Annotated in this window: 17 protein-coding genes; 5 read left to right on the top strand and 12 right to left on the bottom strand. The window is 32.4% G+C overall.

Features of this window, described 5'->3' with window-relative positions; translation table 11 throughout:
- Positions 1-96: 96 nt before the first annotated feature.
- Positions 97-2,346, top strand: coding sequence for a hypothetical protein (locus C6368_RS04405; protein ID WP_107037965.1), 2,250 nt, complete (start codon positions 97-99; stop codon positions 2,344-2,346).
- 55 nt (positions 2,347-2,401) lie between these two features.
- Here C6368_RS04405 and C6368_RS04410 read toward each other — a convergent pair whose 3' ends face one another.
- From C6368_RS04410 to C6368_RS04430, 5 genes are all read right to left on the bottom strand, one after another.
- Positions 2,402-3,061, bottom strand: coding sequence for a DUF6629 family protein (locus tag C6368_RS04410; RefSeq protein ID WP_107037966.1), 660 nt, complete (start codon positions 3,059-3,061; stop codon positions 2,402-2,404).
- A gap of 298 nt (positions 3,062-3,359) precedes the next feature.
- On the bottom strand, positions 3,360-6,077 hold the full coding sequence (locus tag C6368_RS04415) for a T9SS type B sorting domain-containing protein (protein WP_107037967.1): 2,718 nt from the start codon (positions 6,075-6,077) through the stop codon (positions 3,360-3,362).
- 227 nt (positions 6,078-6,304) lie between these two features.
- Positions 6,305-6,679: a glyoxalase gene (locus tag C6368_RS04420; RefSeq protein ID WP_107037968.1), complete on the bottom strand. Its 375-nt coding sequence runs from the start codon at positions 6,677-6,679 to the stop codon at positions 6,305-6,307.
- Entirely contained in the window at positions 6,669-8,129 is a 1,461-nt protein-coding gene (locus C6368_RS04425; RefSeq protein WP_107038028.1) for an AAA family ATPase, read from the bottom strand. Before C6368_RS04425 ends, C6368_RS04420 begins: the two co-directional genes overlap by 11 nt.
- A 26-nt stretch (positions 8,130-8,155) precedes the next feature.
- Positions 8,156-9,289: a vWA domain-containing protein gene (locus C6368_RS04430; RefSeq protein WP_107037969.1), complete on the bottom strand. Its 1,134-nt coding sequence runs from the start codon at positions 9,287-9,289 to the stop codon at positions 8,156-8,158.
- Between the two features lie 300 nt (positions 9,290-9,589).
- Between C6368_RS04430 and C6368_RS04435 the strand changes: the two genes are divergently transcribed.
- Positions 9,590-10,813, top strand: coding sequence for an FAD-dependent oxidoreductase (locus tag C6368_RS04435; protein ID WP_107037970.1), 1,224 nt, complete (start codon positions 9,590-9,592; stop codon positions 10,811-10,813).
- 23 nt (positions 10,814-10,836) lie between these two features.
- Here the strand turns inward: C6368_RS04435 and C6368_RS04440 are convergent, their stop codons facing one another.
- Positions 10,837-11,649, bottom strand: coding sequence for an XRE family transcriptional regulator (locus C6368_RS04440; protein ID WP_107037971.1), 813 nt, complete (start codon positions 11,647-11,649; stop codon positions 10,837-10,839).
- Between the two features lie 526 nt (positions 11,650-12,175).
- On the opposite strand from C6368_RS04440, the gene C6368_RS17245 reads away from it, so the two are divergent.
- Entirely contained in the window at positions 12,176-12,343 is a 168-nt protein-coding gene (locus C6368_RS17245; RefSeq protein WP_159038431.1) for a hypothetical protein, read from the top strand.
- Positions 12,344-12,473: 130 nt separating this feature from the next.
- Complete coding sequence (ctlX, locus tag C6368_RS04445; protein ID WP_107037972.1) at positions 12,474-13,400, top strand: citrulline utilization hydrolase CtlX; 927 nt, start codon at positions 12,474-12,476, stop codon at positions 13,398-13,400.
- 859 nt (positions 13,401-14,259) lie between these two features.
- On the opposite strand, the gene C6368_RS04450 is transcribed toward ctlX, so the two are convergent.
- The 5 genes from C6368_RS04450 to C6368_RS04470 form a co-directional block, all read right to left on the bottom strand.
- Complete coding sequence (locus tag C6368_RS04450) at positions 14,260-15,309, bottom strand: hypothetical protein (RefSeq protein ID WP_107037973.1); 1,050 nt, start codon at positions 15,307-15,309, stop codon at positions 14,260-14,262.
- On the bottom strand, positions 15,306-15,965 hold the full coding sequence (locus C6368_RS04455; RefSeq protein WP_107038029.1) for a DUF4159 domain-containing protein: 660 nt from the start codon (positions 15,963-15,965) through the stop codon (positions 15,306-15,308). Before C6368_RS04455 ends, C6368_RS04450 begins: the two co-directional genes overlap by 4 nt.
- Before the next feature lie 10 nt (positions 15,966-15,975).
- The gene (locus C6368_RS04460) at positions 15,976-16,704 is read right to left on the bottom strand and encodes a 16S rRNA (uracil(1498)-N(3))-methyltransferase (RefSeq protein ID WP_107037974.1); all 729 of its coding nucleotides are present in this window, start codon (positions 16,702-16,704) and stop codon (positions 15,976-15,978) included.
- A gap of 9 nt (positions 16,705-16,713) precedes the next feature.
- On the bottom strand, positions 16,714-17,706 hold the full coding sequence (holA, locus tag C6368_RS04465) for a DNA polymerase III subunit delta (protein ID WP_234369079.1): 993 nt from the start codon (positions 17,704-17,706) through the stop codon (positions 16,714-16,716).
- A gap of 238 nt (positions 17,707-17,944) precedes the next feature.
- Entirely contained in the window at positions 17,945-19,333 is a 1,389-nt protein-coding gene (locus C6368_RS04470; protein WP_107037975.1) for a leucyl aminopeptidase family protein, read from the bottom strand.
- 224 nt (positions 19,334-19,557) lie between these two features.
- On the opposite strand from C6368_RS04470, the gene C6368_RS04475 reads away from it, so the two are divergent.
- Entirely contained in the window at positions 19,558-21,573 is a 2,016-nt protein-coding gene (locus C6368_RS04475; protein ID WP_107037976.1) for a BCCT family transporter, read from the top strand.
- Between the two features lie 193 nt (positions 21,574-21,766).
- On the opposite strand, the gene C6368_RS04480 is transcribed toward C6368_RS04475, so the two are convergent.
- A complete protein-coding gene (locus C6368_RS04480; RefSeq protein WP_107037977.1) occupies positions 21,767-22,576 on the bottom strand; it encodes an alpha/beta hydrolase in 810 nt (269 codons plus the stop codon).
- Between the last annotated feature and the right edge of the window lie 253 nt (positions 22,577-22,829).

A 22,829-nucleotide genomic window follows, 5' to 3' on the forward strand; every position in this document is an offset into this window, starting at 1 on the left:
TAGTAGTTTTGGGTCAATAAAAACTTACTTCAACATTCCAGTCCAGGACGTGGGTTCGAATCCTACCTGCCTCACTTTTAAGTCAAGGTCAAATTTATGAAAACTAATGTAATAAAAGTAGCCATTCGAAAAAATGCAATCGTAATTCAAAAGGATTGGATCACGGGTGATATAGAAACACAAATCAACGAAACAACAAGCGAGTTTTTAGCAAATTGTGCGAAATTGGGTTACACTTTTTCTGAGGAATTATTGTATGAGGTTAACCGTATTTCTCCATTACGCAAATTAGAAATATTTAATATATTGAAAGAGGTTTCAGGTGTAAATAAAAACTGGACACCTTTGGTAAAACAATGGGATATCTCAACTAATGAAACCATTATTGATCATATCATAACATGGTTTTCTAATGTTTTTCATTTGAATAATGGAACTAAACTGCCATGTGGACACCTAATACCAGAAAATACATTTCCAATTGAACACTATAATGGTTGTCCATTTTGTGGAACTCCTTTCCAATTTGATGAGTTGAATTATACTACTAGTGAAAACAAGTTGAAAATTCTTGAATTGTGGACAGAAAATGATTTGAAAAATGAATTAAAATCTCTTTTAGAATCTCCAGTCGTTCTTGATGCAACCCAAGTTGATGGTCTTAATATTTTAATTCACCATTTTGGAGTCTCTAATGAATCAAAAGTAAAAATTAAAGAAACTTTAATGATTGTTATTGATGCTTTAGTTGAAAGTAATCAATTGGAATTGGCTGGACAGTTTTTCAAAACCCCAACAGATATCCTTCGATACTTATGGTTCAAACATACTGGTTTATTGCAAATTATTGAACCTAAAACAATCGTTAACCGAATGAAAAGGAATGCTTCGAATTTGTATTGTCAATTAGATAAAAGTTCTGAGGTGAAAATAAAAGCGTTGTCCGATTTAAAATTGAAATTCAATAGATCAGAATGCAGAATGTATGCCAATTGGTTAAATAATTTGAGTTTGGATATTCCTGAACAATGTGAAAATATGCATTCTAAAAGAGGTATTTGGGTAAGGGTAATTCGAGCGTTGAGATTAACAGAATTCAGTAAGAAAAAAGGCTTTGAAAACTTGGCCGAATTACTTGATCTTTTCTACACTGGACAATATGAAGTTTGGCAAGGAAAAGTGAATCATTTCAAATTAAAAACTGACGCAGCTCAAACTTTCGCATTGTTAAAACAAAGACCTGGTTTGTTTGCAAGATCGTTATTCTCAACAATGTTGTGGTTTGGTCCAGATGTTACAATCCAACATTTCAAGGAGATTTTAAATCAAGTTCCTTCTCGTTTAATTTTTACTTTAAATATGTATGCGGATTTGTATTTTGATAAAAATGCTTCAAGAATGGTAAAGCCACTTGGTGGAATCAGCAAAAGAATTGAGGTCAATAAATTACTTTGTTTATATAGTGATGACGAATTGAAAAGAATGCAATCACTTATTCAAGATTTGAGTTTTGCAGCAATTAAAAGTAAATTACAGAACGCGAAAACGACATGTAAAACGATGTACATTGATAATGAGTTATTTAACATTCCTTTTGCTATTGGCGACAGAACAGATCATATTCAAGATTTGCAAGGCGCTTTGATGGGAACAAAGTTTAAGGTCGCAGGAGAAAATGTTCGTTTATTTTTACAATGGGGAGAAGGTTTACCAGCTCAGCATCTCGACATGGATTTGAGTTGTAATGTAGCTTATGAAAATGAGAGTGATTTTTGTTCATACTCTCGACTTACTATTCCAGGATGCCAGCACAGTGGAGATATTCAGAATATTCCTAATAAAGTTGGAACGGCTGAATATATCGATGTTAATTTGAATAAATTGACAAATTTAGGAGCAAAATATGTTAGTTTTACTTGTAATTCATATACAAATGGAAGTTTAACACCGAATTTAACAGTGGGCTGGATGAACAGTGAATTTCCAATGAAAATTTCACCAAGTGGAGTTGCTTATAATCCAAGCTCCTTACAACATCAAGTTAGAATTAAGCAGTCACTTACCAAAGGGATGGTATTTGGAGTTCTCGATGTTGTTTCAAGAGAAATTATTTGGTTAGAAATGCCTTTTGATGGGCAAATTGTTCAAAATCTCGACGTTTCGGGAGTAGAAACTTTGACGAAAAAGCTGGATGCTAAGTTAAAAATTGGAAATTTATTAAAATTGAAATCTGAAGTTCAAAACTTAACTATTGTTCAAACTCCAGAAGAGGCCAATGAAATTTATGATATGCAATGGGCAATGAATACTTCGGAAGTGAGTAAAATGTTTTTAGATAAAAAGTAGAATTGAGGAAATGAACTTCATTTCCTCAGTTCTTTTTATAAGAAATTTAGTTCCTTTAACTCGACTCATTTACAGTCAGCTTTCTTTCTCGATTAATCAATATATAAATATAAACACTGATCAAAGAAGAAAAGAAACACCACACAGAAAGCACATGATTCTCATAAAAATAAAGTGTAATTGCGTAAGATGTAGCGATGAAAACACCCAACAGCCACATGCGCTTTACGTTGGAGAAAAACAACGATAGAATTGTCGCAACAGCATATAAAATAGCACCATATTCATAAATTTTTTCGGGATAATCATTATGATATGCGATGTGGTGATCTAAAATTTTTGCTTCCATATTGTAAGCAATCAGGAAATAGGCGAGGGCAGCACTCACTAAAATTCCAACACCTGCCAATATTTTTTGAATGAGTTTTCTATCACTTTTTTTATCTAACATCAGCACACCAAAAGGAACTATAAAAGGCCAAATAATTTGAGCAAAGAAAATAAAGACATAGGTGGACATCCGTTGTAAAGCAATTTGATCAGGGGCGGGAAGAGTTAACCACAATACTCCTTCAGCAAGTTGTTGAACTCCAAATACTAAAGGGATACTAGCAAACCACAATTGGCGTTTATGGGTTGTTTTTTTAATTGTCGCAACTCCTATCACAGTTAAAACTGACCCTGCTATAAAACTTGCTTCTGCTGAAAAACACATATTTGTTTATTAATTAATAGAATATTCAATAATTGAATTTGAAAAATAGGAATTATTATTTATTTCGGCTGAATGAGCTATGGTGTTTAACTATCTTTTGGAATTGAACTGATTAATTTGCACGGATAATTTCTTAAATTACCTTTGTCCAAAAAAAATACAGTGGTTGTTTCAAATTTCAAGTATCACGAAAAAAAGACAAGCTCCTTCGAAATTACCTGATACAAGTTCAATCAATGACTTTACTACAACAGGATTTTACTAAAATCATTTCTCGAAATAACGAATCAATAAAAAACTACTTCAATACATTTATATACCCCATTTTTGTTTTCTTCTCTGCGGAATCACATTCGTAATATTCTACTTTGTATATATAAGTGTCGCTTTGGACAACAAGATTACCATAAGTTCCGTCCCAAGCTCCATTTGGATCATAAGATTCAAACATAATTTGGCCCCATTTATTATAAATTACTAGATGCTCAAAAGTAAAGTTATCGCCATAAACTCTGAATTGATCATTTACACTGCTGTTGTCAGGAGTAAATGTATTCGGAGCGTATAAAGCGGCCTCGCATAAAACTGTAACATAAATTGAATCAGAATCAATACAACCGAATTCGTTCATTACTGAAACAAGGTATTGACCTTCCTCATCAACTAGAATTGTATTTGAGCTTTCTCCCGTAGACCAAGTTATGTAATCAGATGAAGAGAGGTTGTTTAATTCGATTTCAAAATCTTCACCAATATAAATTGAGACATCTTCCCCTAAATTAACATTTGGAGATTCATGTACAGTTACAAATAAAGTATCAGTTTTTGTACATCCATTGTTTACAGTATAAACATATTCATAATTTCCAGGAGATAGTGATGAAGGAATAAAATTGTTTCCTTGTATAACTTGAGCGCTGTTTACTCCAGACCATGTTCCTCCAGCCGGACTAGTTGTTATATTTCCGTTTTCATTATTACAAAGTGATAAGTTTTCGGTTACATCAACATTAAAATCAACAACCGTGATTTGAATAGAGTCGGCGATTATGCATGCTCCTTGTGGTGTGTAAAAAATTGTGAACACCCCAACACTATTTAATGCAGGATCGAAAAAAGTATTTCCACTTATATCACTTGGAGAAAAACCAGACCATGTACCTGTATTTGGAGAAACTTGAAGCTGTATAGGATTATCCTCAAAACATAGAATCATATCGTTATTAGTAATCGTAGCTGTTATTGCGGGTATTACAAATATTACTAATGTGTCCTCTTCCACACAAATGTTATTGGTGTAAAAATATACTTCAATATCTCCAGATAACCCAAGCGGATCAAATATTCCGTTTTGTGCATCAATAATTCCATTACCAGACCATAGTCCCTGAACGCCATTCGCATCAAAGATTACGGGTACATCTGACTCGCATAGTGTGTCAGGACCTGTTAAGTTAACGGCTGACACTTGATTCACAGTAATTGAAAATGTTAATGTATCAAAGCAAACATTGTTGTCAATATTAATACTTACTTGTGTATTAGTGGTTCCAATAAAAAGCGGATCAGGGCAATTTGAACAAGAAAAAGATGAAACTGGCAGCCATTCATAATTCAGAGTTGGATCAAGATTGTATTGAAGTGGGGTTCCATCGCAAATGGTTGTATCTGAAAGAGAAGGAATATTAAAAGGACAAGGACAGAATTCATCTTCAATTAAAGTTGTGACATCGGTGACTGTCATTGAAACGTTTGTCGCTACACCGATATCTGTTATACCTAATGTAATAGGCATAACTGAAGGGGTATGAAAAGCTTCTAATAGAATAGAATCTACGCAATATGAATTAGGTAAACCATCAATTACTTGGAAAAGCATATTTGTATTGTTGGCTGCATTTGAATAATTGTTAGTTAAAAATGTTTTATTTTGAGTGGGAGAATAGACAAAACCTTGATTAGTATACTCTTCAATTTGTTGATCGTATTCATCTCCAATTGATTTTGTGTAAAGGGTAGTCCCTAAACTATCAACTCCTATAAGAGTCATCTGCTTATCATTTGGATTTGTCAAATCTGAATTCATATACATAACGAAATGGTTATTATCTATAATTTGAACTGTAGAACCATGATCAAAATTTGTCCCACCGTAAGTTTTAAACCAAACCAAGTTTAAACTTGTATCAAACTTTGCGATGAAAGCATCTCTGTTTCCTTGACCAAAAGACTCAGTTCCTCCAGAAACAACATATCCAATCGCTGGATCAAAGTCTAAATCAGTCATCATGTCAAAATCTGTTCCTCCAAATGCAACCTGATTTAAAATATTTCCAAGGTTATCAAATTTTACGAACAATGCATCTCTGTTGCCGGGACCTAGGTTTTCACTATTCATGTTTACCATTATTTCACCATTTGGAAGCGGTATAATGTTCCAAACGTGGTCGTTTAAAACATCTCCAAGAATTTTAGACCAAACAATATTACCGTTCATGTCTAATTTAGTTACCATGCCATCAGATGAACCGAAAAATGATCCATTTGTTCCGATACCTACATAAATTGAACCGTCAGGATGTTCTATTAATCCACGTGTAGCTTCTATACTTCCACTAGGATCTCCAATTTCTTTTTGCCAAATTACATTACCTAAAGATGTTAACCTCATGAGTACACCTGATCGTGACTGAGTTAATGAATTTGACCTAAACGCCAATAATATATCTCCATTAACAGTCTCATAAATATTTAAGGGAAGGCCTTCTTCATTCCCAGGAAGACCATAAGCCTTACTCCAAATGATTCCTCCAATAGGTGTTAATCTTGTAAGGATGATATCTTCCCCTCCAGCGCCAAAAGATGTTGTTATTCCTCCAATAATAATGTCATTATTTGCACATTCAATAATTACTTCACCTCGGTCATTTTGAGCACCACCAAAAACTTTGGTAACATTTTGTGAAAATGAAAAAGAAAAGATAAAAATGGAGGCAATTAGTAATATAAATTTCATGGCGCAAATGTAACGAAACAACGATTAATTAAGTTGCGTACTTTTATTATTGTTTCAAATAAAATTTGAATTAATATGAACAGTTTTAAGTTGAAAAACAGATGGATAGAACTTTGTAATCAAACTATTTGTTTAGTAAAATAAAATAACCCTCAAGATGTTAAATTCTTGAGGGTTTGATAAATTCATATATTATGATTGCAAAGTAAATTTCAAATAATTATAAATCAGCGATTAAGGATTAAGTCCGTACACCTGTTCAATACAATTTGAGTTATTCGTCGATTAATCTCTTTACTGAAATCTAAATATTTGTTGTACTCTTCTAACGTAAAATGACCAATCACCATTCCATTGATTTCTCTTTTGAACGCTTGATTTTTGGAAAACAAATCAGCCAAGGCTTTCTCTTTTTTCGTGTCGGGTAACTGATCCAATTGAATTTTAGACTTTTTCAATTGGTTCTTAAGATGTGCTATTAACAAATCACTTTGCATTTTAATGATTGGCCGAATAATTTTATTTTGAAAATCTTCCGCAGGAGAAGAAATTCCTTCCAAAATTTCATCAGGTAAATATGGACGTTTATTTTTAGTTTTCATAAAATGAGCCTACTATTTCATCAAAAAAACTTGTGCTTTGTTCACGTTTTCTTTTCGCTAAAAGTTTATATTCTACCATCCCCCACAGCATTAATTCTTTAAGAAAAATGCGTTCGTTTTCTGTACCTGAAGATATAAACTTGTCCAATGCCTCTTCCAAAGGTTTGATTTTATTCATTTGTTCCGCATGTTTTTGGTCCGCTGAATCATTTTTTAATTCGAAATCATTGGATTCCATAAACCATTGAACAATAGCATCGAATTCATCCGAAGATCCTGGTTTTTTCAATTTCTTAATGGAACGAAACAACGAATTAAAAGTCGTTTTTACTGCAGAGCCAATTAGTTCATTGGCTACGTTTTCTATTCCTAGTTGTTCTCCTTCATAAACCAGTTCTACTTTTCCAGTAATTGCCGGTGTGATGTTTTCGAAGTCTGACATTCGAACAGTGGTTTTGCTTTGTCCATTCTTTAACATTCTCAATTCTGCTGCTGAAACTAGATTTTCATACATCGAAATACTCATTCTAGCAGAAACCCCACTGTTGGCATCGATATACGGAGATTTTCTTGCTTCAAAGACAATTTGTTCTAATAGTGTTTTGGCTGTTTCAGGAACCAAAATGTTTTCATTCTTCACATCCGAAATAACCTCTTGTTGAGTAATTTTCTTAGCAATTTCAATCGATTTAGGATAATGCGTTAAAATTTGAGAACCAATTCTGTCCTTCAATGGTGTTACAATACTTCCACGGTTGGTATAATCTTCTGGATTAGCTGTGAAAATGAAGTTTACATCCAACGGCAAACGCATCTTGAATCCACGAATTTGAATATCGCCTTCTTGAAGAATATTGAAAAGTGCCACTTGAATTCGCGCTTGTAAATCTGGGATTTCATTTATTACAAATATACTTCTGTTTGCTCTCGGAATCATTCCATAATGAATCACACGTTCATCAGCATAACTTAACTTCAGTGTAGCCGCTTTAATTGGGTCAATGTCTCCTATTAAGTCTGCTACAGTAACGTCAGGTGTTGCTAGCTTTTCATAAAACCGGTCATTTCTATGCAACCATTCTATTGGTAAGTTTCCACCTTTGTCCGCTTTTTCTGAAATTCCGAAATGAGAAATAGGGCAGAAAGGATCGTCATTTATTTCTGAACCTTTGATAATTGGGATATATTCATCCAATAAATCCACCATAGTTCTTGCAATCCGTGTTTTTGCTTGACCTCTTAAGCCTAAAAGGTTAATGTCATGCTTTGAAAGTATTGCGGATATAATTTGTGGAATCACAGTGTCTTCATAACCAATAATTCCTTCGAATATTGGAGTTTTGTTCTTTAGTTTCTCGATGAGGTTACCACGCAATTCATCTTTTATAGAACGCGGAGAATATCCTGAATTCTCAAGTTCACCGTAAGTCTTAATTGATGTGAGATCTATTTCTTTATTTGTATTTTGGCTCATAGTTATTTTATATTTCGTTTTTTATTTTTCTCGTAATCTTCAAAAATCATTTGGCCTAATCCTTTTAAGCCAGTGTAAAATGCTTTACCAAGATTTGCTTCAGTAAATTCTTCTACAAAAGATTGTAAATAAGGGTCTTGAGCAATCATAAAGGTCGTAATTGGAATTCCTAATTTTCTAGCTTCTTTAGCCTTGTTCATACATTTCCCTGTAATGTAAGGATCTAAACCATTACTGTTTTTGTAGTATCTTCCATCTGGTAAATTCAAGCAACTTGGTTTACCATCGGTAATCATAAATATTTGACGGTTTGAATGTTTCTTTCGACGTAAAATGTTCAAAGCTAAATTTAATCCTGCCACTGTATTTGTATGGAAAGGACCAACTTGAAGGTAAGGTAAATCTTTGATTGCTATTGGCCAGGCATCATTTCCAAAAACGATAATATCTATACTGTCCTTGGGATATCGAGTTTTTATTAATTCAACCAACGCCATAGCGACTTTTTTCGCAGGAGTAATTCGATCCTCGCCATATAAAATCATACTGTGGCTGATGTCAATCATCAATACAGTACTCATTTGGGCGGAATGATGTGTATCATTTACGACCAAATCCTGTTCTGTTAATCGAAAATCATCAATTCCGTTATTCGTAAATGCATTTTTAACACTTTCTGTAATTGCTATCTGATCTATACTATCTCCAAAAGAATATTTACGCATTTCTCCGGTTGTGTCCTGTCCGGCACCGGTGTGTTTTGTCTTGTGATTACCTTTGCCAGATTTTTTTAATTCACCAAATATCTGATTTAAAGCACGTTTTCGAATTACTTGCTCTGTTTTGGCTGTAATAACGAAGCCTTTTCCATCAGGTTTGTCATCATCGTCTTTGATATAACCGTGTTTCTTTAAATCTGCAATAAAATCTTCCTTGGTGTATTCCTCAGTATATAAGTTGTAATCTTGATTCAATTGATCCATCCAATCTAAGGTCTCATCGATATCGCCTGAAGTATGGACAATTAACTCTTGAAATATCTCAAGCAAGCGTTCAAATGGAGATTTCTCATCTTCTTCGAATTTAGTGAATGTGTATCCTGAATCTCTCAAAGAGATTTTGTTTTCGTTTGTCATTACTTTTTCATTTGATAAAAGTCAAATATTATTACTATGAAGTAACAACAAAATAGTGATTTAGTTTAAAAATTACATCAAGAATTAATGGGAATTCCTTTATTGAAAATTATGTTATTGAATTTTCAGAAGATTATTATATCAGTCAATTCAGCAACTGATTTGGGAATAATTTTAGTTTCTTTTTAGCTAAACACAAAAAAATCTTAGATTTGCCGCAAATATTGTCATTAATATTATATTCTTAAATTGCATATTTTTCAAATCGCAAACTTTCTTTTAGAATAAACTAAAGATAACATGATTAAAACTAAAGTAGGGATTATTGGTGCTGGATTAACTGGTTTAGTAGCTGCCAAAGAGCTTAATAAGAAAGGCTTTCAAGTGTCTATTTTTGAAAAGTTGAATCAAGCAGGAGGGAGAATGCGCACTGAAACTATCGATGGCTGGAATTTAGATGTTGGTTTTCAAGTTTTATTAACGTCATATCCATATTTAAAAAAGCATATTGATTTATCAAAAATTAATTTACTTAATCTAGAATCAGCAGCAACAATTTTCAGAAATGGTAAAACCACGGAAGTTGGTGATCCGTTTAGAACAAAAAATATTCTTTGGAAAACAATTTTTTCGGACATTGGCGGGTTTGGAGATAAGAAGCTTATTTATAAGCTAAAGAAGCAAGTGGATGGGCAATCTATCTCTGAAATATTTAAAACGGAGAGTATAAGTACTTTTGAGTTCTTAAATGAATATGGTTTTTCTGAAACGATTATTGATCGTTTTTTTAAGCCCTTTTTTGGAGGGATATTCTTAGAAAATGATTTATCTACTTCTTCTAGAATGTTTTTATTTACTTTTAAAATGTTTGCTAGCGGAAAGGCGAAAATTCCAAAAAATGGTATAGGGACTATAGCGCAACAGATAGTTTCAAAGCTAGAACGAGTTAACTTCCATTTCGAAAGTGAAGTTGTAAAAATAGAAGATCAAACCATTTACTTAAAAAATGGGGAATCCGAATCGTTTGACTATGTAATAAATACTATTCCTAACTATCAGAATCGCAAAGATTCTGGTCAATGGCAAGAGTGTTATAATTTATATTTTGAACATAAATCACCTGCAATAATTTCTCAACCTAGGATTGGATTAAATGCAAATCCTGATAGGCTAATTAATAATATTTTTTACCCTAGTATTCATCAGAATTTAAAAATGCATAAGGGGAAATCATTAATTTCCATAACGGTTTTAAATTCACAAGGCTTAAGTGAAAAGGACCTGGCGAAAAAGGTAGAGAAGGAGTTAGAATCTGATTTTAATATTCCAGAACCACGTTTGGTGAAATTATATTATATACCTTATTCCTTGCCAATAAATAAGCAACCAAAAAATTATGTGGCCTTTGATTATTCAGCCAAAACTTTTGAGGTAGGAGATTTTTTATTGAATGGATCTCAAAATGCAGCTTGTAAAATTGGAGGATTGATATCTAAGCATATACTTGAGGTTAAGGAATTATAGAGTATTGGCCTAAATTTTATTTACTAAAAATCCTTACCCATGAAAGACCTCATTTCGTTTACTTGATTTTGAATGGACTTTACTGATTTTAATAAATCATTATCTGAAATAGTAACTTCTGGTAAATCATGTGAAATGTAATTAACAAACTTCCAAATTTCGATTACGTTATTTATATCAATCAAATATGGTTCATATAGTGGGTTTGTAGAAGATAATTGAATGAAATTTTCTCTTCCAGCTATTTTATTAACAACTTTAAATACTATTCCATCCTCCTTTGTTATTATGATGTATGGATGATTGTTTTTGATGGTTTCCCAATTTTGAACATATTCAGCAACAACATATGACCCAGAAGAAACGGGTGGCATACTATCACCGAAGATTGGAAAAGAACGGTATTTTCTATCTTTTTTTAAAAATGGTAATTGAAAAGTTGGCAATACTTTGATATAATCAGGGTCTGCATATCCCGAGGTATAACCAGCACTTGCTTTTTGGGGAATCATTTCAATAATATCTTCATTAGTTTCGGAAACCATTGAAGTTAAAACACGTAGTTTTCTCCCTTTAATGTCTGAATATACTCCCTTTTCAATAGCCTCCCAGTCACTTTCTGATAGCTCTGCTAGATTTTTCTTAAGTAAATCATCCATTGGAATACGGTAAAACGTACTTATTTTTACCAAATTTTCTATTCCCGGTTCTGCAACTCCATTTTCATATCCAGAATAGGATGATCTGGTCAAACTTAATTCTTGAGCAACATCTTCCTGTGATTTCTTGCGATTTTTTCGGAGTAACTTTAAGTTCGAAGATAAATAAATTTCCATGATTAGGTATTTAGGTGTTTATATTTTAATCAAATGTACGAAAATATTATAAGCAATTACAATTTTAAAATTTTATTTCTTCAAATACGTATTAGATACTTTACTGTTTGTTTTATACTATGGTATGAGTTTAGGATAAGATGAGTATTTTCAATTAACAGGATCATTCAAGAATTTCTATTTTTCTTATTATTTATTAGTACGTAATCATGATTAGTGTTTCATATCCTCATTTTGTCAATGGAGCGTCTCCTTTATTGAACAAAATATTTTTTTTATTCACTATTAGTCAACGTGAAAAATTCCGATAAGGGGTAATAATTATTACGGCTATATGAAAATTGTTTGTAAATGAATTTAGGCATATAATATATATGCTGTTAAATAAATAGTCGTATTTTTGGTTAATATTTAATCAAAAATAATTACTTTCGTATGAGTTTTGAATAAATCGATGGATATCACGTAAAAAAAATACGTTCTTCAATTCTAACTTTGTAAATGAAATATGGATATCATATTTTAAATGAAAACCCACAAAAATTATTATGCCATGAGTAAAAAAGAAATAGAGTGTCAAATAGTAGCTTTGGAGAAAGAAAAATTAGAAGCTATTAAAATTCAGAATTATGCACATGCAGCTTTAATGCGTGATAAAGTGAGAGAAATGATGTATAAATTGAGAGATTTGTAAAAGTGGATAGTATTTGATCAGTTATTGCCCAATTAGATCTAAAAGAATTAGAATGAATATTGGAAAAAACCAAATTGGTAATAATTATTAATTAACTTATTTTAATACCTTGTAGGCTAAATAATAAGTTATGAAACAAACAACTAACCAATTAATGATGATTCGCCCCGTGGCTTTTCGAAAAAATGAAGAAACAGCGGAGAATAATTTTTTTCAACAAGATATTGAAGGCACACCTGAAGAAATTAATCTTGCAGCTCAAAATGAATTTGATGGACTCGTTCAAAAGTTAAGAGATTATGGAGTTAAAGTTCATGTTTTCGACGATATTGCTGAAAACAATTCTCCAGACTCTGTCTTCCCAAACAACTGGGTATCCTTTCACGAAGAAAAAACAGCAATTCTATATCCATTATTTGCTGTGAATAGAAGGGTAGAACGAAGAGAAGAATTGATATGTCAAATTGGTGACACGGAATATGTCATTATCATAATTGTATCTGATTACATAGGGAATGAAGATGATAATAAGTATTTGGAAGGCACAGGAAGTTTAGTTTTAGATAGAGGAAATAAAAAAGTTTACTGTGGACTGTCTGAACGATCACACGAAAGTTTAGTTCATGAATTTAGTAATGATCAAGGCTATACTCCAATTGTTTTTGTGGCCAATCAAACTGTAAATGGTATGCGTAAACCAATTTACCATACAAATGTGATGTTGTCGATTGCTGAAACCTTTGCAGTTGTTTGTTTAGAGTCTATTGATGATATAGATCAAAGAAATATAGTTATTCAAAACTTAACTAATGACGGAAAAGAAATAATTGAAATTTCAGAAAGACAAATGCACTCGTTTGCTGGGAATATGTTGCAGGTTGAAAGTGAAAATGGTAGTAAAGCTATGGTAATGAGTGAACAAGCTTACAGTAGTCTAACAGAAAGTCAAATCGTAAGTATAGAAAGCCACTGTGATATTTTATTTAGCGATCTTACAACTATTGAAACTTTAGGAGGAGGTAGTGCCAGATGTATGATGGCGGAGGTGTTTTTATAAACCTTTCTTTTTATCCTAAATAAAAATAATTATTAATCAAGTAAACGAATTAAAAATAATATAGAATTGACACTAAGTTAACATGTTTAAAAATATTTATTAATTATTGGATTATTATTCGTGATTGAATAAAAAGTTTTACTACCTTTGTTATGATTTAGGTGGTTAGGTTAGGTTGATTAGTAAGAGGGAATATGGACGCTCGTCCAATTCCCTCTTACGCTTTTATAGAGTTTTCAATTTCTCACTATTACTAGATTCTAAAACCCATTTCTTTTATTTGTTAACAATTTATTAATTTAGCTTGGCAATAATCATCATCTTTTGACGCTTATTTTGAATTTTTTAGTAAAAATCTATCCGATATTTTAGTAGTAAAATATTACCTTCAAGCCAATGAGTTTATTGGTCAGTAAAACTTTTGAATAACATTCGCTTTTCAATAAGGAGGAGAATACCTGGTGAATCAGATTAATGCAAGAAATAGGAGTTTTAATTGAAATGATGGGCTATTAGAATTGTAAGCACATCAACTCAATGGAAAGAGCATTTATAACTCATTTAATAGAATCAGAATACCCAACTTATAATGTTTCAACGGCTTACAATTTAAGTTTAATAAAAAGAAAACAATTAGAAACTGAAAGCTTCTTTACTTTTATAGGCTATTGATAATTTTCTAGATACTCATTATATGCTTACATGGTTTATATGCTTTGAATAACTTCATGTAGGCTTAGCACTTGAAAAGAAAATGATTGAGAAGCTTTATTCTTAAATTACAATAGGGTAGAACTAATCAAAATTTAAATTGTAATTTGATTTAAAATACGCACAGATTAATGTCATTTGGGATAAACTACTGCTTTTTAGTTTTTAAAATAAAAACAACGAAAATCAATGCAAGGGCTAATATTATTAAAATAAGAATAGAGTTATCAATCCATGGTAAATAATCTTTCTGACCCTTTTTTTTCGGTGGTGGAGTATAACTTGATATTGAACTTGAATCTATTTCAGACTTCTCTTTGAAATTTGTTTTGATTTGAAAACGATTGTTGATTACCTTTCCAAATTTGTGTTTAAAACTTATGGGTATAAAGTTTTTCTCACTCATTTCATCGTTGATATTATTATACTTTTCAGCTAAATATAAATCATTGGTATAGTAATGACGAGATGCAGAATAATAAAAATGTGCATTGGTGATATAGAAATATTTTTTTTGAAAATCTCCCATTTCCTCAAATGCTTGAGATAAAATATAGTCATTCCCATCATGAAAAGTTGTGAAATACCTTAAGGCTGAATCAATTGCGAAAGCGATACTCACTAATTTGTTGTTTTGTGGTGATTTATCTCGATTAAATTCTTCTAAGGATGGATCTTTCAAAATTGTAAAAATGGAGGTGGAATCTTGAATGAATGTTTTTTGTTTTGATTTTTGATAGGCATTTGTTAAATCTGAAACAGCGGACTTAATGCTGTATATCATTGATTTATCATCTGAAATGGTCCTAGAATTATAATTTTTCAACATTTCGAATCGATCTAAATGCTGTAATGTTGTTCTGTAGAGCATTTGCGCGTGAGGTTCTTGAATTGTATCAATATTCAATCTTGCAAAAATACTTAATGCCAATTCATATTTTTCCAAATGTACATTTTCATAAGCGTAAAAAAGACTATCTGATCCAACCCATTCACTTGTTGGTAGTTTTAAAATCTCCTCAAATTTAATTGTCATATAAAGTGGAGGAGTAGGCTGTCTATGGTATTTTAAAACATTAAAAAGATAGGTGCTTTCTTGTTTTGGTGGATTTTTATAATCAATTTTCTGACTCAAAACAAATGTCGTATTAATGAATAATACGCATGTGAGAATTGTGTATTTTATTATGTTTTTCATTCTAAACCTCCATTAATTAGTGCAAATTGTAAAATGTTAAGTCCCATTTTTAAAGATTTCTCATGGTTTTCTTGTGTATCGCTATGAACAGAAATATCTTCCCAACCATCTCCCAAATCGGTTTCATAGGTGTAGAGTAAAACCAGCCTTCCTTCAATAAACACCCCAAAAGCTTGAGCACGATTTCCGTCATGTTCATGAATTTTGGGTAATCCATTGAAATTAAATTTTTGTTTGAATAAAGGGTGATCAAAAGGTATTTCTACCATTTTTAAATTAGGGAATAACTTTTCTATTTCAGGACGGATGTATTGATCCATGCCATAATTATCATCAATGTGTAAAAATCCTCCACCAATAAGATAATTCCTCAAATTTTCTCTTTCAGAATTGGAAAACACAACATTCCCGTGTCCCGTCATATGAACAAATGGATATGTGAATAGGAGAGGAGAACCAACATCTACATATGGAACTTCTGGATTAATGTTAGCATTTAATTGCTGGTTGGCAAATTCCACAAGGTTGGGCACAGCGGTTGGATTAGCATAAAAATCTCCACCACCATTATATTTTAGAACAGCCAATTGATAACTGCCTTGTCCAAAAGCAATTGACAGCATAGAAAATGATAAAATACTCAATATTAATTTCATAATTGGACTTCTAACGTTCTTCAAAAAATAACTTAACATTCATACATGCATAAACTCCAGCAGTTTCTGTCCTTAAACGTGTTTTACCCAAAGTTACGGCTTGATATCCATTTTCGAGTGCTTTTTTAACTTCATTTAAGGTAAAGTCTCCTTCTGGTCCGATTAAAATTGGGGTGTTATGGCTAATCCAATTGCTTGAATCTCGTTTTAATTGCTTATGAATTGAAGTATTTCTTTCTTCTTCTTCATAACAATGAGCGATCAATCCATTCGGGTGTTTCGTTATAAATTCATCAATGGTTGTCAATTCGTTTAACTTCGGAATAAACAATCGTTTGGATTGCTTCATCGCCGAAACCAGAATCTTTTGAAATCGCTCATTTTTGATTTGCTTGCGCTCGGCATTTTTGCATAAAATCGGAGTGATTTCATGGATTCCTAATTCTGTGGCTTTCTCTAAAAACCACTCAAATCGGTCATTGTTTTTAGTGGGAGCAATTGCAATATGAATATGATGTTCATCTTGTTTTTCTTTTTGAAACCCCATTTTCTTTACCACCACTGCTTTTGGTGCGTTATTAGTAATTTCTCCTGTAAAGACTACGCCTGTTCCATTTACAATTTCCATTTGATCACCAACAATCATTCTTAAGACCTTTGAGGCATGTCTAGATTCATCCGGTGGTAATGTAACCTGATCCTGATCTAAAGTTGCGATATCAATATAAAATCTTCTCATCTTAATAAATTAATGCATTAAAAGGTAAATCAATTCTCGGAGTAAATCAGAATCACTTCCTGGTCCTCGGTTTATCCCTTTACTTTTTAAATCGTACTCTTGGAGTGTTGAAATATTCTTGGCAATCTTTTTAGGATTGTATATACGTTTGGCTTGTAAAACTTCTTTTGCTGCTGGATAACTCATCTTTAAGGCAGACATTAATCCGTTAATATCACTGGCATTCGAAAAATGAGCTTTCATTAATCTTTCGTGAAACCCAAATAACAATGGAATTAATTGCGTTATATGTGCAGCTTTAGGGTTCTGCTCAAAATAATTGATGATTTTGTTGGCTTTCAAAATGTCTCTAGAAGCCAAAGCATTAGTTAATTCAAATGCGTTGTAATCCTTAGAAATCCCAATGTTTTCTTCAATATGGACTTCACTAATTTGAGTTCCTTTTTCGAGAACTAACATAAGTTTCTCGAGTTCCTTTGCTATTTTTCCTAAATCAGCTCCTAAAAATTCCACCAAAAGCATAGTCGCTTTTTGATTGATAGAATACCCTTTCTCTTTTAAGTAAGTAATAATCCATCCATCAACTTGATTCTCGTAAAGCTTCTTACTTTCAAAAATAACCCCGTTTTTCTTTATGGATTTAAAGTATTTTTTTCTTGAATCGGCTTTCTTGTGTTTATGAGCTAAAATCAAAACTGTGGTAGGTGAGGGCTTCTCAAAATAAGCTTCCATCATTCCCCAATCTTTTACATCTTGCGCCTCTTTCACAATAACCAACTGGCGTTCTGCCATCATAGGGAATTGCTTAACTTGCTCTTGGAGCTTCCCCATATCGGCATCTTTTCCATATAAAACGGTCAAGTTAAAATCACGTTCGCTCTCATCTAAAATATATTTAGTTGCAGCTTCAGTAATTTGATCAATATAGAAAGACTCGTCCCCATGGATTAAATACAATGGATTCGGAGTTTTATCCTTAAACTGTTTTATAATTTCTTTCACGCTAATTTGAATCAATATGGGTTTAAAATAACACAAATTTTGCTTGTTAACCTTCGTTTTTATGGCAAAATTTATGTTTGTGAATATGTTGCGTTTGACAGTGAACGGATCTCTCTTTTGAATTGTTGCCTTCGACAGGCTCAGTCAACGGGATTCCTTTTTCGGCGACTGAGCCTGTCGAAGGCTCAGTAAAAAGCTGTCGAAGCCACCGAAAACCACCTATTCTAATCCCAACGAATTAATAGTTTTCTAAGAAATTGTTCAATAACCTCACCCCAGTTCCAGTTCCACCTTTTCCTTTATAATTATCAGTTGAACCTAAAAATGCTGGTCCAGCAATATCTAAATGAATATAAGGCGATTTTACAAAGTGCTCAAGGAATTTTCCTGCAGTAATACTTCCTGCATATTTTCCACCCAGATTTTTAAGATCGGCAATTGAAGATTTCACTTCTTCTGCGTAATCGTCCCAAAATGGCATTTGAGCTAATCTCTCATGCACATTGTAACCAGATTTGATTAAATCATTGATAATCTTTTGATCAGCATTCCCCATTACACAAGCTCCTTTCTGTCCAATCGCAGCTACCGCAGCACCTGTTAAAGTTGCTGCATCAATTACCAATTCAGGCTCTAATTCATTTGAATAAGCCAAAGCATCCGCCAAAATCATTCTTCCTTCAGCGTCAGTGTTCAAAACTTCAACCGTAGTTCCGTCATACATTGTAATCACATCACCTGGAACATAAGCATTTCCACCAGGACGATTATCCGTTGCTGGAATGAGCGCAATTATGTGTAAATCTAACTCATTCATTGCTGCTGCGTAGATCGCTCCAGCCATGCAAGCTGCTCCTCCCATGTCACTTTTCATGATGTCCATTGAACCAGAAGTTGGCTTTATACTCATACCTCCAGTATCGTAAACAACACCTTTTCCAACTAATACAATTGGTTTTTTATTTTTAGGATTTTTTGGTTTGTACTCTGCGATTGTAAATGTTGGCTCATCAACTGAACCTAAATTTACTGCCAACAATCCACCCATTTTTAATTCCTCAATCTTCTTTTTGTCGAAAACTGTCACTTTTAAATTATCTACACTTTCAAAAGATTGAATTTCTTTCGCTAATTGCGGTGCTGTTAAATAGGAGAGTGGTTCATTTACCATGTCTCTTGACCAATAAACGGCTTTCGTAGTGTTATTTAATCGACTAATTTCTTTTTCTTCAAAGTCATTCAATAAATTGATTTCACTTAATTGATAACGTTTTTTATCTGCATCTTTAAAATACTTTAAAAACTGATAATTTGATAAAGCCAATCCTTCAGCAACTGCTAGTGAAGCAGTTTTGTTTCCAGAAATAAAAATTTCCTCGGCTGATTTCGCGAGTTTAGTTCTAATTTCATGTCCAGCAACACGCATTTTCTCTAAATTATCATTCGATTTTACGAAGAAAATAAATTGTTCACCTAACTTTAAATAATCTGATATATCATCGGAAGCAATGAATGATTTAGCGTTTTCATCGACAATTGCAGGAACTCCTTCAACAGTTTTGAATTCATTACCGATTATAAATATTATATGTCCTTCTTTAGAATATGATTTACCTTGTTTGATCATTGTTTTGATATAAATTTTTTGTTTCCCAAAAGTAACACATTTGAGAGATTATATCAATAATGAATGACGAAGTGCTGCGGAAAGAATTCATTGTTCTCCAATATCCTTCATACTTTTTTCATCATAATTATTATCTTGTTACTTTTGAAATTTGAGATGAAAATATCATAAGTTGAGGGGAAGTATGCCCACAAAACTCAATTCGATTAAATAATAAAAGTTTTATGAGTAGTAAGCTGAAGTTACAATCCACTTTAAGTAAAGGAATTTTTATTCCTAGCATGGTATTTATTATTGGTGTATGTTTACTTTCTGCTATTTTTCCAGAATTTACAATATCCATACTCGACTTTATAAAAAGTTACATATTTAAGAATTTATATTATGTATTTGTATGGTCCGTGACTGCATTTGTGTTGTTTTTGATCTTTTTACTTTTTACGAAATATGGAAACATAAAATTAGGAAAGAATAATAGCAAACCGGAATATTCTTTTTTCTCGTGGATTTCCATGCTTTTTGCTGCGGGAATGGGAATTGGTTTGATGTACTTTAGTGTAGCCGAACCAATGCAGCATTACACACACGATGCATTTTCTGAAAACACACCCTTTCAAAGGGCAAATGATGCACAGCTCTTTACATTCTTTCATTGGGGCGTTCATGCTTGGGCTATTTACGGAGTAGTTGGATTATCACTTTCTTATTTTGCTTATCGTTATCGCTTGCCTTTATCTTTACGCAGCTGTTTTTATCCACTTTTGAAAGATAGAATTAAAGGAAGGTGGGGAAATGTAATTGATATATTTGCTTTATGCAGTACTTTCTTTGGAATTACAACAACTCTAGGTTTTGGGGTTTTACAATTGAATTCAGGGCTTGAAAAATTCAACGTGGTTCCTGATACTAGTTTCTTTTATCAAGCATTAATTGTTATTGTCCTAGTTTCAATTTCAGTTTTTTCAGCAGTAAGTGGTTTAGATAAAGGCGTTAAGATTTTAAGCCGTATCAATATTATTAGTGTTGTGGTACTTTTATTATTTGTTCTTTTTTTAGGTCCATCGGTTTATTTAATTGGAACTTTTACTGATGGACTCGGTAACTATGTTTCAAATTTTTTCGACCTTACATTTTCCACTTACGCCAGTGAAGAGGCCAAACAGCCATGGTTTTTTGATTGGACCATTTTGTATTGGGCATGGTGGATTTCATGGTCTCCTTATGTAGGAATATTTATTGCAAGAATTTCTAAAGGACGAACCATAAGAGAATTTGTTTCAGCAGTATTGATTATTCCAACCTTGTTTAATTTTATTTGGATGTCCGTTTTTGGAAACAGTGCGATTTGGTTTGATCAAAATATAGCCAATGGTGCATTGAGTTTACTTGCTGGTGATCCAGACGTGTTGATGTTTAGCTTTTTAGAGTATTTACCATTATCAGAAATTACGAGCTTTTTAACTTTAGCAATAATTATTATTTTCTTTGTTACATCTGCCGATTCTGGGATATTCGTAATGAATGGAATTGCCACTAAAAATGCAGTTTCTTCTCCTAAATGGCAAATTGTTAGTTGGGGAGTTTTACTCGCCTCGTTAGCATTAATGTTATTGCGGGCAGGAGGACTACAGGCATTGCAGTCCATGACCTTAATTACTGCCTTACCCTTTGCAATAATAATGCTTCTGTTTATAGTAAGCTTTGTCAAGGCCTTAATTATTGATCAAAACTATTATGAACGTAATTACTCTGTTTCAACAGTTCCGTGGTCAGGTCAATCATGGAGATCAAGACTTGAACAAATTATTTCATTTAGTGATAAAAATACAACGAATAGTTATATCGAAAAGACTGTAATACCTGCATTTGAAAGCTTGCATAAAGAGTTTTTAGAGAATGGTGTGAATGCCAAGCTTAATTATTTTGAAGATCCTAAAAAGATTGAAATTGAAGTTGAATATGACTTAATCAATAACTTTATTTATGGAGTCAAAAATGAGTCTAAACTTGTATCCGATAGTCTGATGAATGAGCAAAACTTAAATGCTGTTGAAAATAATCGTGTTTATTTCCCAAAGTCATATTTTGGCGATGAGCGAGAAGGTTATGATGTTCAACTCTTTACCGAAAATGAATTGATTTCAGATATTTTAAAACATTATGAGCGATTTTTAGTCATTGTTTCGGACGAAAAAAATAAATTGTTTGCAAGTCGTAACGGAAATAAAAAAATGAAATAGTAAGTTTTCTTAATGAATCACTTAGTTTTTAACTTTTTATTCTTTTAATGGTAATCACTCTTTCAGTTTCATTTGTTTTTCATATTCCTCTATGACTATAAACTATTTAATGAAGAATTTACTTTTCATTAGAAAGTAGAATATTTTATTACTTTAATGAGAGACTTCTTAAAATCAAGCGGATTTTAAATTATCAATTTCCATAACTCCAAATCAAAGCTTTCTCCTTGGTAGCTCGGAAAATTGTATGGTGTTTTTCTTTGGGCTCATCCGAATAAGTCCATTTCAAATTTTTTGGTGCCATGTTTTGTAATTTGTCTTCCAATTGATTTGTGAATTTAGAAATGTCGGGAGCATCAGAACCTGCAAACCAAAGTTTTTTAGGTCGATCTGGAAAATCGCTCATTAATTTTTCGGTATTTTTGACTAAGTAATTGTCATTCCACCATAAAGAAGGATCCATGGCAATATAAATATCAAATGCTTCTGGTTGTAAAAAGAATGTTTCCATTACAAATAATCCAGAAAGTGACTCTCCAATCAATCCCCTTTTATCAGAAACCCTGTATTTTTCTCCAATTTCATCAAATAGTTCGTTTGTTATAAACGCTCTAAAATCTTTCGCTCCATCACTTAAAGGACAATAAATTGAATCTTTCATATTTTCAGAAAAACCGGTCAAATCTCTTCTGCGTTCTGTGTTTTCAATTCCTACAAGAATAAGTGGTGGTAAACTATCTATTTCTATGAGTTTAGCGAGCGTATTTGCAATATGTGGAAAGTCTTCCATGACAACACCGCCATCGGCCATGTATAAAACAGGGAATTTATCTTTTGTAGAATCATAATTTGGCGGCAACCAAACATTAATCACTCTGTCTTCACCAATTTGGGGAGCATTTAACGTGAAAGTATCATGTATCGGAACAGGATCATTGTATTGCACTTTTGTTGCGCAACTTGTCAGAATCAAAATAATGCTAAATAGGAAAAGTAGTTTCATGTTTTTTGAATAAATATAGAAAGAAATATTCAAATGATGTGGAAGTAGGTTTTAACAGTTTTAATAAAACAGAAATATCTAAATTTTTCATCCAAGCGACTTTAGATGAAAAAGAAAATAAAGTCAAATTGAATGCTTTAAGAGCAACTCGTAATGAATAATGTTTTAAAATATTTTTATTATAAAAACTAAACCCGTTCTGACTAACAAGTCAGAACGGGTTTTTTAATTACTAATAAATAATATCTTCCTG

Origin of the sequence: Brumimicrobium mesophilum, assembly GCF_003025005.1 — a bacterium.
In the GTDB taxonomy this organism is placed as follows: Bacteria; Bacteroidota; Bacteroidia; order Flavobacteriales_D; family Crocinitomicaceae; genus Brumimicrobium; species Brumimicrobium mesophilum.

Bases quoted from the DNA above. Each gene is read 5' to 3' on its own strand.
- C6368_RS04405 (WP_107037965.1), top strand. From the start codon at position 97: ATGAAAACTAATGTAATAAAAGTAGCCATTCGAAAAAATGCAATCGTA.
- C6368_RS04410 (WP_107037966.1), bottom strand. From the start codon at position 3,061: ATGTGTTTTTCAGCAGAAGCAAGTTTTATAGCAGGGTCAGTTTTAACT.
- C6368_RS04415 (WP_107037967.1), bottom strand. From the start codon at position 6,077: ATGAAATTTATATTACTAATTGCCTCCATTTTTATCTTTTCTTTTTCA.
- C6368_RS04420 (WP_107037968.1), bottom strand. From the start codon at position 6,679: ATGAAAACTAAAAATAAACGTCCATATTTACCTGATGAAATTTTGGAA.
- C6368_RS04430 (WP_107037969.1), bottom strand. From the start codon at position 9,289: ATGACAAACGAAAACAAAATCTCTTTGAGAGATTCAGGATACACATTC.
- C6368_RS04435 (WP_107037970.1), top strand. From the start codon at position 9,590: ATGATTAAAACTAAAGTAGGGATTATTGGTGCTGGATTAACTGGTTTA.
- C6368_RS04440 (WP_107037971.1), bottom strand. From the start codon at position 11,649: ATGGAAATTTATTTATCTTCGAACTTAAAGTTACTCCGAAAAAATCGC.
- C6368_RS17245 (WP_159038431.1), top strand. From the start codon at position 12,176: ATGAAAACCCACAAAAATTATTATGCCATGAGTAAAAAAGAAATAGAG.
- ctlX (WP_107037972.1), top strand. From the start codon at position 12,474: ATGAAACAAACAACTAACCAATTAATGATGATTCGCCCCGTGGCTTTT.
- C6368_RS04450 (WP_107037973.1), bottom strand. From the start codon at position 15,309: ATGAAAAACATAATAAAATACACAATTCTCACATGCGTATTATTCATT.
- C6368_RS04455 (WP_107038029.1), bottom strand. From the start codon at position 15,965: ATGAAATTAATATTGAGTATTTTATCATTTTCTATGCTGTCAATTGCT.
- C6368_RS04460 (WP_107037974.1), bottom strand. From the start codon at position 16,704: ATGAGAAGATTTTATATTGATATCGCAACTTTAGATCAGGATCAGGTT.
- C6368_RS04470 (WP_107037975.1), bottom strand. From the start codon at position 19,333: ATGATCAAACAAGGTAAATCATATTCTAAAGAAGGACATATAATATTT.
- C6368_RS04475 (WP_107037976.1), top strand. From the start codon at position 19,558: ATGAGTAGTAAGCTGAAGTTACAATCCACTTTAAGTAAAGGAATTTTT.
- C6368_RS04480 (WP_107037977.1), bottom strand. From the start codon at position 22,576: ATGAAACTACTTTTCCTATTTAGCATTATTTTGATTCTGACAAGTTGC.